General features: G+C 34.8%; 9 protein-coding genes. 7 read left to right on the top strand and 2 right to left on the bottom strand.

Annotated elements, in window-relative coordinates:
- Nucleotides 1-64 precede the first annotated feature (64 nt).
- Genes OZP15_RS10500 through OZP15_RS10490 form a run of 3 tightly spaced genes read left to right on the top strand, consistent with a single transcriptional unit; the run spans nucleotide 65 to nucleotide 4,545 of the window.
- On the top strand, nucleotides 65-1,219 hold the full coding sequence (locus OZP15_RS10500) for an ATP-binding protein (RefSeq protein WP_281336059.1): 1,155 nt from the start codon (nucleotides 65-67) through the stop codon (nucleotides 1,217-1,219).
- 9 nt (nucleotides 1,220-1,228) lie between these two features.
- Entirely contained in the window at nucleotides 1,229-2,539 is a 1,311-nt protein-coding gene (gene tilS, locus OZP15_RS10495) for a tRNA lysidine(34) synthetase TilS (RefSeq protein ID WP_281336058.1), read from the top strand.
- Complete coding sequence (locus tag OZP15_RS10490) at nucleotides 2,539-4,545, top strand: protein-disulfide reductase DsbD family protein (protein ID WP_281336057.1); 2,007 nt, start codon at nucleotides 2,539-2,541, stop codon at nucleotides 4,543-4,545. The genes tilS and OZP15_RS10490 overlap by 1 nt, the downstream gene beginning before the upstream one ends.
- Nucleotides 4,546-4,567: 22 nt before the next feature.
- Here OZP15_RS10490 and OZP15_RS10485 read toward each other — a convergent pair whose 3' ends face one another.
- A complete protein-coding gene (locus tag OZP15_RS10485) occupies nucleotides 4,568-4,957 on the bottom strand; it encodes a DUF1398 domain-containing protein (protein WP_269225399.1) in 390 nt (129 codons plus the stop codon).
- 12 nt (nucleotides 4,958-4,969) lie between these two features.
- Nucleotides 4,970-5,404, bottom strand: coding sequence for an acyl-CoA thioesterase (locus tag OZP15_RS10480; RefSeq protein ID WP_281336056.1), 435 nt, complete (start codon nucleotides 5,402-5,404; stop codon nucleotides 4,970-4,972).
- A gap of 126 nt (nucleotides 5,405-5,530) precedes the next feature.
- Between OZP15_RS10480 and trmD the strand changes: the two genes are divergently transcribed.
- The 4 genes from trmD to OZP15_RS10460 all read left to right on the top strand — a co-directional run bounded on the left by trmD (nucleotide 5,531) and on the right by OZP15_RS10460 (nucleotide 12,142).
- On the top strand, nucleotides 5,531-6,208 hold the full coding sequence (gene trmD / locus OZP15_RS10475) for a tRNA (guanosine(37)-N1)-methyltransferase TrmD (RefSeq protein ID WP_281336055.1): 678 nt from the start codon (nucleotides 5,531-5,533) through the stop codon (nucleotides 6,206-6,208).
- Nucleotides 6,209-6,353: 145 nt separating this feature from the next.
- Nucleotides 6,354-7,730 carry a rhamnogalacturonan acetylesterase gene (locus OZP15_RS10470; protein WP_281336054.1) on the top strand — a complete coding sequence of 459 codons (1,377 nt, stop codon included), beginning with the start codon at nucleotides 6,354-6,356 and terminating at the stop codon, nucleotides 7,728-7,730.
- Between the two features lie 13 nt (nucleotides 7,731-7,743).
- Complete coding sequence (locus tag OZP15_RS10465; RefSeq protein ID WP_281336053.1) at nucleotides 7,744-10,611, top strand: glycoside hydrolase family 2 protein; 2,868 nt, start codon at nucleotides 7,744-7,746, stop codon at nucleotides 10,609-10,611.
- Between the two features lie 19 nt (nucleotides 10,612-10,630).
- Nucleotides 10,631-12,142 carry a rhamnogalacturonan acetylesterase gene (locus tag OZP15_RS10460; RefSeq protein WP_281336052.1) on the top strand — a complete coding sequence of 504 codons (1,512 nt, stop codon included), beginning with the start codon at nucleotides 10,631-10,633 and terminating at the stop codon, nucleotides 12,140-12,142.

Below are 12,142 nucleotides of genomic sequence, written 5' to 3'. Positions count from 1 at the left end.
TTCAAAGTTTAAGTCTTGTTAATTCAAAATATTTATTTATATTTGCGCTTATAATCAATAATTTATGGGCATAAAAAGAGAAATAGTAAATGCAATTAACGAGAATATAAAAATGTATCCTATTCTTGCTATTTCTGGACCAAGACAATCTGGAAAAACTACGATGTTAAGAGAGAGTTTTCCGGAGTATGAATACTTGAGTTTAGAGAATATTGATGCTAGAAATTTTTTAGCTAAAGACCCTAAAGGATTCTTCGAAAGATATGATAAGTTTTGCATTTTCGACGAAGCACAACGGGCTCCTGAATTGTTTTCGTATTTGCAAACTAAAGTAGATAACGACAAAATAATGGGGCAATACATTCTTTCGGGTTCGCAAAATTTTCATTTAATGAAAAGTATTACTCAAAGTTTGGCAGGTCGTGTGGCTATTTTTAAATTATTTCCGTTAGATTTTAACGAACTTAAATCCAAAAACTTATTGGATAAAGATTATATAAAAGCCATGTTGAAAGGTTTTTATCCAGCAATTTATGATAGAAATATTCCGTCTAAAAACTTTTATAATAGTTATATTCAAACTTATGTGGAGCGAGATATTACCGATTTGGTCAATATACAAAACATACGTTCGTTCCGAATGTTTTTGGGTTTATGTGCCGCTCGTGCTGGACATTTGTTGAATCTGAATAATCTAGCCATTGATTGTGGTATTTCGCAACCTACTGCAAAAGCTTGGTTATCAGCATTAGAAAGTAGTTATATTGTGTTTTTGTTGCAACCTTTGCATAATAATTTTAACAAGCGAATTATAAAAACTCCGAAGTTATATTTTTATGATACAGGATTACTTTGTCATTTGTTGAAAATAAAAGACGAAAATCAAATTATTGAAAATGCTTTCAAAGGCAATTTGTTCGAAAATATGATTGTTTCAGAGTATGCAAAACAAAATTATCATCAAAATAATTATGACGAATTTTGGTTTTGGCGAGACGCATCAGGACACGAAGTAGATTTAATTCGTCAAGATGATTTCAATTATAATGTTATCGAAATCAAATCGACCAAGACTATTATGCACGATTTATTCAAAGGAATTACCTATTTCGAAACTTTGGCAAAAGAGAATGTAAAATCCAAAACCTTGGTTTATGCAGGTTTAGAAAACGAGAAAAGAACCGCAGCCGATGTTCTTTCGTGGTACGAAATAAAATAAAAAATTAAGATGAAGAATATACTTCAAAATCATATCGATACAAATTTTCCTTTTTTGAATAATAAAAAACTCCTTTTGGCTACCAGTGGAGGATTAGATAGTATGGTAATGGTTGATTTGTTGCATCAACTTTCGTTTGATATTGCGATGGCACATTGCAATTTTCAATTACGAGGACTGGAGAGTTTTGGCGATCAAAAATTTGTTCAAAATTATGCTGAAGCTAATAATATCGAATTGTTTTTAACCCAATTTGACACCGAAGCTTTCGCCAAAGATTATAAACTTTCGACCCAAGTTGCCGCTCGAGAATTACGCTACAATTGGTTTTACGAATTATTAGAAACCGAGAAATACGATTATATTCTCACGGCTCATCACGCTGATGATAATCTGGAAACTTTTTTGATTAATCTAGCTAGAGGAACAGGTTTGGATGGTTTGACGGGAATTCCAGCGCAAAATGAGAATGTTATTCGACCACTTTTGATTTTTTCTCGTTCAGAAATCGCCCAATATGCTAAAGAAAATAACATCGATTGGCGAGAAGACAGTAGCAATGCTTCGGATAAATATTTGCGAAATAAAATCAGACACGATTTGGTTCCTGTTTTAAAAGAGCTGAATCCTGATTTTTTGGCTTCTTTTTATAAAACCCAAACCTATTTGCAGGAAGTACAAACTATGGTCGAAGATGCAGCAATTATGGTCTATCAGCAAGTGGCAAAAGAAAAAGGAGAGGACATTTATTTCGATTTGAATCAGCTGAAAAAGTTACCCAATTATAAATCCTATTTGTACCAATGGCTTAATGAATTTGGGTTTTCTGCTTGGGACGATATTTATGATTTGGTTGCTGGGCAATCAGGTAAACAAGTTTTTTCACCTGAATTTCGATTACTCAAAAACAGAGATTTTTTAATCTTAAGTCCAATAAATGAAGAGCGTGTAGAGGAAGTCTATTTTATTAATAAAAACCAAACAGAAGTTAAGATTCCCTTAAAACTTGCGTTTAGTAAAGTAGCCGACATTAGTTTAGTTTCCAATTCGACTATATTTGTGGACGAAAACAAACTGCAGTTTCCATTGGTTTTGCGACCATGGCAAGAAGGTGATGTTTTTCAACCTTTCGGAATGGAAGGAAAATCAAAAAAAGTGAGCAAATTTTTCAAAGACGAAAAATTATCATTGATTGAAAAAGAAAAAACTTGGATTTTAGTTTCTAATAATCAAATAGTTTGGATTGTTGGTATTCGACAAGACGAACGTTTTAGAGTAACGGATTCAACTCAAAATATACTTAAAATACAATTGGAATAATGAAGAAATATATTCTTTTACTCTTAACTTTTTTGGCTTTCGCCAATGGAAATGCACAAATTTTAGACCCTATAAAATGGACTACTCAAATTGAAAAAAAATCAGAAACTAATTATGTGCTTACTTTTAATGGAGTAATCGAGGATGGTTGGCACATGTATTCTCAATTTACTCCCGATGGTGGGCCACTAGCATTGGAAGTGATTTTCAAAAATCAGAAAGGGAATTTTAGTTTAATTGGCAAAGCTAAAGAAAGCAAAACTAGAACAGCTTACAATGATGTTTTTGAGGTAAATGAAACTTTTTTTGAAAAGAAAGTTCAAATCCAACAAGAAATTTCGATACTAAATGGAAAACTGTCAAAAATAGAAGCGGACTTAAATTATCAAGTTTGTAAAGAAGTTTGCATCAATCAGGAGAAAAATTTCAGTTTTAAACTTCCTGCTATTTCAAAATCAGTAACAGAAATTGTTACCGTTGATACCATAAAAGAAAAAGTAATTCCTGCGAAACCAGTAAAAATTGAGGAGTCAAAAACACCTTTAGAAGAAGTAAAAACAGATGCTTCCAAACCTGAAACTCAAAAAGGATTGTGGACCATTTTTTTCATCGCTTTCCTGTCAGGATTTGCAGCTTTGTTGACGCCATGTGTGTTTCCTATGATTCCAATGACGGTTAGCTTTTTCACCAAACAATCAAAAAATAAGGCTGCAGGAGTTAGAAATGCTATCATTTATGGGATTTCAATTATTGCGATTTATGTAATTTTGGGACTATTAGTAACAGGAATTTTTGGTGCCGATGCTCTAAATGCTTTATCAACAAATGTCTGGTTTAATCTAATTTTCTTTATTTTATTAGTCGTTTTTGCGGTTTCATTTTTAGGAGCTTTTGAAATTATGTTACCTAATTCTTGGGCTAATAAAGTCGATTCACAAGCAGATAGAGGCGGATTTATTGGGATTTTGTTTATGGCTTTGGCTTTGGCAATTGTTTCATTTTCATGTACAGGACCAATTGTTGGAACATTATTAGTTGAAGCTGCTTCCAAAGGTGGAATTGCTCCAGTGGTCGGAATGTTAGGTTTTTCATTGGCATTAGCCTTGCCTTTTATGCTTTTTGCAATGTTCCCAGGTTGGTTGAATTCTTTACCAAAATCTGGTGGATGGTTAAATACGGTTAAAGTTGTTTTAGGGTTTCTAGAATTAGCTTTAGCATTCAAATTCTTGTCAAATGCTGATTTGGTTTTGCAATTGCATTTGTTAGAAAGAGAAGTTTTCTTGTCGATTTGGATTGCTATTTTTGGAGCTTTAGCCTTTTATTTATTTGGAAAAATTACTTTACCACATGATAGTCCATTGCCACATATTTCGGTGGGAAGATTGTGTTTAGGATTAGTGACTTTAACTTTTACAATTTATATGATTCCAGGACTTTGGGGCGCGCCATTAAAATTAATTAACGCATTTCCGCCACCAATGGAATATAGCGAAAGTCCATTAGGATTGGGGCGTTCAGGAAGTAGTACTTCGGCAGAAGTTTTGCCAGAAGGCGCCAAATTAGGCCCGCATCAAATAGTAGTTTTTGAAGATTACGACAAAGGATTGGCTTATGCCAAAACAGTCAACAAACCCATTATGTTGGATTTTACAGGATATGCTTGTGTCAATTGTAGAAAAATGGAGAATAATGTTTGGTCTGACAAACGCATTTTATCCATTCTAAAAAATGATGTAGTTTTGATTTCACTATATGTTGACGACAAAAGGGATTTGCCTAAAAGCGAACAATTTGTTTCTAAATCTACAGGCGAAACCATAGAAACGGTTGGTGATAAATGGACAGATTTTATGATTTCTAAATACAAAACTAATACACAACCTTTATACGTTTTAACGGATTTGGAAGGCAATAGCTTGAATCAAGAAAAACCAACAATTAGTTATGTTGGAGTTGAAGAATATGAAACTTGGCTTAAAATAGGAATTTCAAATTTTAAAAAATAGATTAAAGTTAGATTCAGGAGTTTTAAACAGGTATTTTTTCGATTAAAATTGCTGCATCAGATAAATCAAAATAAGTACAAGTCATTTCGATAATATTTACACTCCATTTAGCAATACCGCATTGTGCTGCATGATTACAAAAAGTAAGGTAATCCGTTTGCCCGTCTTGGTGCATCACTAGAAATTCAATAAAACGCTCTTTGTTTGCTGATGGTGCAATAGTAATACTAGGATAAGTTTCAGTTGCTACTACTCGATAATTAGCGTTGCCAAAATATTCTTCATGACCATCATTGACAAAAATCTCATAGCCTTGAACGCCGAGTTGTATTAAATCTTGAATATAAGCAGGAAATTCAGCACCTGATTTAACTTTAGAATGGGCTTCTTTTATTTGTGTAATTGTAAACATAGTTCTGTTTGATTATAAGTTTGTAAAATCAGTTGTCTTTGGGAATATACTCAAGGCATTTGTAACAATTTGTGGAGTAGGACTGGCTAGTTTTCGAAGTTTGGTATCCATCCAAGCACCATCTACAGTAATAATAGCACACAAAACTTCTTCTCTGTAAAACTCATGAACAATAGACCAACGAGAAGCATCAGTATTCATTTTTGCCATTTTGGTTTGCATGACAATCACATCCGAAAGGTTGATTTCTCTTCTAAAAATACATTCTTCTCTAAATAATACAGGACCAATGTGAACCGCTTGCATGGCTCTAATAGTTAATCCTAATTCGGCTAAAATTTCGACACGATGTTGAGCTCCAAAATCATAATAAGCACTGTGACGCAAGTGAAAGTTAGGATCTAAATCTGACCAACGAAAAGAGAGTTGTTTGCTAAATGTAGCCATTAGAGGTGGTTTTGTATGAGTTTTTTATTGGATAAAATTAAAAATAAAGTTGGGATATAAAAAACGAATACCCTAAATTTCTTCTGCAAAAAAACTTTGTACCTTTGCGACCTAGAAAACATAAAAATGCGAATAGATATTATTACCGTTCTCCCTGAATTATTGCGAAGTCCGTTTGAAGCTTCGATGATGAAACGTGCCATAGATAAAGGAATTGTAGAAGTTCATTTTCATAATTTACGCGATTATACGACCAACAAACAAAAAAGTGTTGACGATTATCCTTATGGTGGTGGAGCTGGAATGGTTATGAATATTCAGCCCATTGACGATTGTATTACCCATTTAAAAAGTGAAAGAAACTACGACGAAGTAATCTATATGTCGCCTGATGGGGAAACCTTGAACCAAAAAATGGCAAATACCATGTCGATGTATGAAAATATCATTATTCTTTGTGGACATTACAAAGGGGTAGATCAACGGGTTCGGGATCATTTTATTACCAAAGAAATTTCTATTGGCGATTATGTTTTGAGCGGAGGAGAATTGGGAGCTTTAGTTCTATGCGATTCCTTGATACGATTGATTCCAGGCGTTTTGAGTGATGAAACCTCGGCTTTAACAGATAGTTTTCAGGATAATTTATTATCAGGACCTATTTATACCAGACCAGCAGATTATAAGGGTTGGAAAGTTCCTGAAGTTTTAACCAGCGGAAATTTTGCCAAAATTGATAAATGGCGAGAAGATATGGCGTATGAACATACCAAAAACAGGCGTCCCGATTTATTGGAGGATTAAAAATATTAGGTAGCAAATTTTAATGATGCTTTGTCTTTTTGGCATAATTTTAGTGTATTAAAGTTTTTTTAACATCATAGTACAGGACAGTATATCAATTCTGAACTATTAGTTTTGAAAATCTAACCTAATAAATTTCATCAAATTGACACCAATCAAAAACCTATTATTGGCTACTTTATGTATCTCAATGCCTACTGTTTTTTTGGCAAATGGTACAAATTCTATAATCGAAAATCCAGAAAGTCCAGCAATAAAAACGAATTCTCTTCAAACAAGTAAAAAAGAAAAATCGCAATTGTTTTCTTTTGGAACAGCTTCAAAATCAAAGAAAGAAAACCCAATAAATACTACTTTAGTTTACAATTCATCTACAGGTTATGGCTTTGATTGGGATACAAATGCGAATGTAAAAATCAATTCGAATAATTTTTCTATTGTAAAACCAACGTACTTTTCGGTAAAAGTTCCTGAAGGAAATTACCAAATTGAAGTAACGATGGGCAGCAAAGAAACAGCTTCCAATGTCACTATAAAAGCGGAATCAAGAAGATTAATGGTGAATCAACTTTCTATCCAAAAAGGACAAACAATTACCAAAATTTTTAATGTTAATATCAGAACTCCTAAAATCGATTCTAATACTTCCATCAGTTTGAAAGACCGAGAAAAAGAAATTTTCAATTGGGATGATAAATTAACCCTGGAATTTCTAGGAGAAGTGGCGATTCAAAGTATCAAAATCACTAAAAAAGACAATCTTACAGTCGTTTATTTAGCGGGAGATTCCACCGTAACCGATCAAGATGTCGAGCCTTGGGCTTCTTGGGGGCAAGCGATAACCAACTATTTTAACAATGAAGTAGTCGTAGCGAATTATGCGTATTCAGGTTCTTCATTGGGTTCTTTTAAAGGTACAAACCGTTTGAAAAAAATTCTTTCAGAAATCAAAAAAGGCGATTATTTGTTTGTTGAATTTGGTCATAATGACGAAAAAGTAAAAGGCGAAGGCAACGGAGCTTGGGGATTATACTCCAATTTATTAACAGAATTTGTACAAGCTGCAAAAGAAAAAGGAGCCATTCCAGTTTTAGTGACTCCAACGCAACGTCGTTCTTTTGACGAAAACGGAATTTTAAAAGAAACTCACGGAGAATTTCCAGACGCCATGAGAGCAGTTGCCAAAAAAAATAATATTGTCCTTATTGATGTTACCAAAATGACGACTCAAATGTATCAAGCTTGGGGTAGTGAGGCCACAAAAAAAGCTTTGGTACATTATCCATTAAACACTTTTCCAGGTCAAGTAAAAGTTTTAGAAGATAATACGCATTTTAATATGTTTGGAGCGCATGAAGTAGCCCTTTGCGTTATCACAGGAATCCGTGAATTGGATATTCCACTAAAAAAGCAAATTTCAAAAGAAACTCCACAATACGATCCAACTAAACCGAATTCTTTTTCGAATTGGACACTGCCAATGAGTACTCGCTTCGAAATTGTAAAACCTGACGGAAACTAATCACAACTCAATTATGCAACTAAAAAATACTTTACAAAATTTTGCAATTACTGCAATTGCTCTTTTTTCGACATTAAATAGTTCTGGACAACAAACAGATAAAGTTTATCTATCAGGAAAAGATTTTGAACATCCTGTGCAATGGGATTTTTATTGTACTGGCGGAAATAAAAGTAACGTTTGGACTAAAATTAATGTTCCCTCACAATGGGAATTAGAAGGTTTTGGCGAATATACTTATGGACGTTGGTACAAAGAACTGAACCAAAAAGAACCAAGTAAAGAAGAAGGTTTATACAAATTCGAATTTGAAGTTCCAGCCAACTACAAAGGTAAAGATGTCGTAATTGCTTTTGGTGGAGCCATGACGGATACCGAAGTTAAGGTCAACGGAAAACTGGCAGGAGAAATTCATCAAGGTGGTTTTTACGAATTCAAATATGATATTACTTCGCTTTTAAAGTTCGGAGAAAAAAATGTTTTAGAAGTTCACGTTTGGAAACATTCTAGCAACAAAAGTGTAAATGCAGCCGAACGCAAAACCGATTGGTGGTTGTTTGGTGGTATTTATCGCCCAGTTTGGTTAGAAGTTTCTCCTAAAACTCAAATTCAGCATATTGCTGTAAATCCAAAAATGGATGGTTCAATCACTATTGATATGAACTTAAAAAATATTGCCAAAAATGCGACTGTTGAAGCTACTTTAAAAGGTTTGGATGGCGAAAAATTTCAAACTTTTTCTTTTCCAATAAAAGCCAAAAGCACTAAAGAAACCATTGCAACCCAATTTAAAAACGTAAAACCTTGGAACACCGAAACACCAAATTTATACGATTTAGAATTGGTGCTAAAACAAAACGGAACTACTATCCATACAGTGACTAAAAGAATTGGTTTTAGAACTTTAGAATTCAAAAAGAAAGACGGAATTTATGTAAATGGTACAAAAATTATCATGAAGGGAATTAATCGTCATTCCTTTTGGCCAGAGGGCGGACGTAGTACTAGCAAGCGCATCAGCGAATTAGACGGTAAATTAATAAAAGACATGAATATGAATGCCGTTAGGGGACATTATCCACCAGACGAACATTTTCTGGAAGTTTGCGACTCGTTAGGAATTTTTGTTTTGAATGAATTAGCCGGTTGGCAAAACTCGTATGACACAAAATTAGGCACAAAATTAGTTACCGAAACCGTTGTTCGAGATGTCAATCATGCTTCGGTAATTATTTGGGATAACGGAAACGAAGGTGGTTGGAATTATGAAGTAGATAAAGTTTTTGGAGAAAATGACCCACAAAAAAGAATCGTAATCCATCCTTGGGCGGATTTTAACGGTTGGGATACACATCATTATCCAACCTATCTAACAGGAATGCACCGTTTCAATCAAGGAGAAAACGTATTTTTCCCAACCGAATTCATGCACGGAACTTATGATAACGGACACGGAGCTGCCTTGGAAGATTTCTGGACTCGCTATAAACAGAGCCCTTTGTTTGCTGGTGGTTTTATGTGGGCAATGTTAGATGAAGCCGTTTTTCGTTCCGATTGGAAAGGCGAAACTAAATTTGACTCCAAAGGTTCTCTTGCAGCTGATGGAATTTTAGGTCCTCACCGTGAAAAAGAAGGTAGCTATTACACTGTAAAAGAAGTTTGGGCACCTATTCAGTTTGTACCAAAACAAATTGTAGAGAGTTTTGATGGTTCCTTTTTGATTACCAATGACTACCTTTTTAGCAATTTGAATTCCAGTAGAATGGAATACAAAATACTAAAATCGGAAAATACAGTTCTTTACACGAATGCTGTTCCTGAAACAATTGGTTCTGGAAAAATTGATATTCCAAGCATAGAACCTGGAGAAACTCGAAAGATTAAATTTGCAGTTCCAACTAATTTTTTCGAGGGCGATGTTTTGTCGATAACAGCAAATGATATTCACGGAAACGAAATTTATACTTGGACTTGGCCAATCCACAAAGCTTCATTTTATGCCAATAAATTTTTAGTGGCAAAAACGACTAAAACAAAAGCAACATCGGTTCAGTCAGGAAATGAAGTAACTTTAAAAGGAAGTGATGTCAGTGTGACTTTGGATAAAACAAGAGGTGAAATTCTTTCGGTTACTAATGGAACGACTACAATTCCATTGACCAATGGCCCACGTCCTGTTGGTATGAAAGCCAAATTGAAAGAAGTTCAAGTATCTCAAGAAGGCGACAAAGCGATTTGCAAAGTATTGTATGTTGGAGGTTTGTCATCTATCAAATGGATTATGGAGCCTGATGGAAGATTCAAAATGGAATTAATCGCTTTGAAAAATTCGGAAAATAATGGTGGATTTGACGGAGCAGCTTTTGAAGACAAAATCAATGCTTTTGGAATCACGTTTAGCTTTCCAGAACAAGGAGTTACGGGAATGAAATGGTTCGGAAGAGGTCCTTACCACGTTTGGAAAAACAGAATAAAAGGAACTACTTACGGTATTTGGGAGAAAGATTATAACACCACAATTACAGGAGAAAGTTTTGAAAATTTGGTTTACCCAGAATTTAAAGGCTATCACGCCAATGTATATGCAGCAAACCTAAAAGCAGGCACATCATCTTTTAAAGTTTTTAGTGAATCGGACAATATGTTTTTGCGAGTATTCACCCCTGATTTGCCTAAAAATGGTTTCCCAGGCAGTTATCCACAACCTGATTTTCCAGCTGGCGACATTTCCTTTATGTATGAAATTCCAGCGATGCGTGATTTCAAACCTTTAGAGCATCAAGGGCCTGAAAGTCAAGCCACCAATATCCGTATCAAAAGTGGCGATGATGGAATTACAATGAATCTTTGGTTCGATTTTAGAGTTACAGCAGATAAATAAATTTAGATTTTAATACATTATGAAGTCAATAAAAATAGTTTCAATCCTTTGTTTAGCGTTCTTGTTTTTCAATTTTACACCCAAAAAACAAGAGAAACCCACTGTTTATACCGTAGGTGATTCGACCGTGAAAAATGGTGCTGGTAAAGGCGATGGCGGACTTTGGGGTTGGGGTGATTACATCGGTCAGTTTTTAGACACGACTAAAGTTAGAATAGAAAATCACGCTTTAGGAGGAACCAGTAGCCGTACTTTTCAGTCTAAAGGTTTGTGGGAAGCAGTATATAAAAAATTAAAAAAAGGCGATTATGTAATGATTCAATTTGGTCACAACGATGATGCGCCTTTGAACGATACGCTTCGTGCTAGAGGAACTATCAAAGGCATTGGCGACGAAACCCAAGAAATCGATAACATGATGACCAAAAAGCGTGAAGTGGTTCACAGTTACGGCTGGTACATCCAGAAAGTGGTTCGTGATGCCAAATCAAAAGGAGCTATTCCAATTATTTGTTCATCGATTCCAAGAAACGATTGGAAGGAAGGTAAAGTACCAAGAAATAATCATTCTTATGGTTTATGGGCAAAGCAAATTGCCGAAAAAGAAAAGGTAACTTTTATCGAATTGAACGATAATATGGCTATCGAAATGGAAAAATTGGGCGAAGCCAAAGTTACAGGAACTTATTTTTACAAACGAGATCATACCCATACTTCTGCTAAAGGAGCGGTGCTTTCGGCTTCGGTAATTATCAACGAATTGAAAAAAAGTGATAATTCTTTAAAAAATTGCATTCTTAAAAATCCAAAAATTACACTTCCTGCCAAGAAAAAAGTCTATTTGATTGGCGATTCTACGATGGCTGATAATGGTAAAAATCCGAACGCAGTGGGTTGGGGAGTTGCTTTTCCGAAATATTGCGATACCATGAGAGTTGAAGTTATCAATAAAGCTCGTGGCGGACGCAGCACCCGAACTTTTGTGAAAGAAGGGTTGTGGGAAGCCGTTAAAAATCAATTGAAACCAGGCGATTACATTATGATTCAATTTGGTCATAATGATGCGGGAGCGGTGGATAAAGAAAAATTCAGAGGTTCTCTGAAAGGAAATGGCAATGAAACTCAAGAAGTAGTTCGTGATAGTTTAACCGAAAAAGTACATACTTTTGGCTGGTATATGGAGACCTTTATCAAAGAAGCCAAAGAAAAAGGAGCGATTCCAATTGTTTTGAGCCAAACACCAAGAAACGAATGGCCAAACGATAAAGTAGAAAGAAGAAGTGATTCTTATGGCGGATGGTCTAAAATAGCTGCTGCAAATCAAAAGGCTTTCTACATCGATTTGAATGAAATTGTAGCTTTGAAATACGAAGCTTTGGGCAAAGAAGCGGTGAAACCATTTTTCCCAAAAGATCATACTCATACCGGTTTAGAAGGTGCTGATTTTAATGCACTTGCAGTTGCTGAAAGCCTTAAGAAAATTAAGGATTGCGGACTCAAAGATTACATTGAATTGCCAAGTAAAAAATAG

The organism is Flavobacterium eburneipallidum (assembly GCF_027111355.2).
GTDB classification, from domain to species: Bacteria; Bacteroidota; Bacteroidia; order Flavobacteriales; family Flavobacteriaceae; genus Flavobacterium; species Flavobacterium eburneipallidum.
The sequence above is the reverse complement of the archived record's forward strand: the minus strand, read 5'-3'. Positions and strand labels throughout refer to the sequence as shown.

Coding starts and splice junctions, on each gene's coding strand:
- OZP15_RS10500 (WP_281336059.1), top strand. CDS start 65: ATGGGCATAAAAAGAGAAATAGTAAATGCAATTAACGAGAATATAAAA.
- tilS (WP_281336058.1), top strand. CDS start 1,229: ATGAAGAATATACTTCAAAATCATATCGATACAAATTTTCCTTTTTTG.
- OZP15_RS10490 (WP_281336057.1), top strand. CDS start 2,539: ATGAAGAAATATATTCTTTTACTCTTAACTTTTTTGGCTTTCGCCAAT.
- OZP15_RS10485 (WP_269225399.1), bottom strand. CDS start 4,957: ATGTTTACAATTACACAAATAAAAGAAGCCCATTCTAAAGTTAAATCA.
- OZP15_RS10480 (WP_281336056.1), bottom strand. CDS start 5,404: ATGGCTACATTTAGCAAACAACTCTCTTTTCGTTGGTCAGATTTAGAT.
- trmD (WP_281336055.1), top strand. CDS start 5,531: ATGCGAATAGATATTATTACCGTTCTCCCTGAATTATTGCGAAGTCCG.
- OZP15_RS10465 (WP_281336053.1), top strand. CDS start 7,744: ATGCAACTAAAAAATACTTTACAAAATTTTGCAATTACTGCAATTGCT.
- OZP15_RS10460 (WP_281336052.1), top strand. CDS start 10,631: ATGAAGTCAATAAAAATAGTTTCAATCCTTTGTTTAGCGTTCTTGTTT.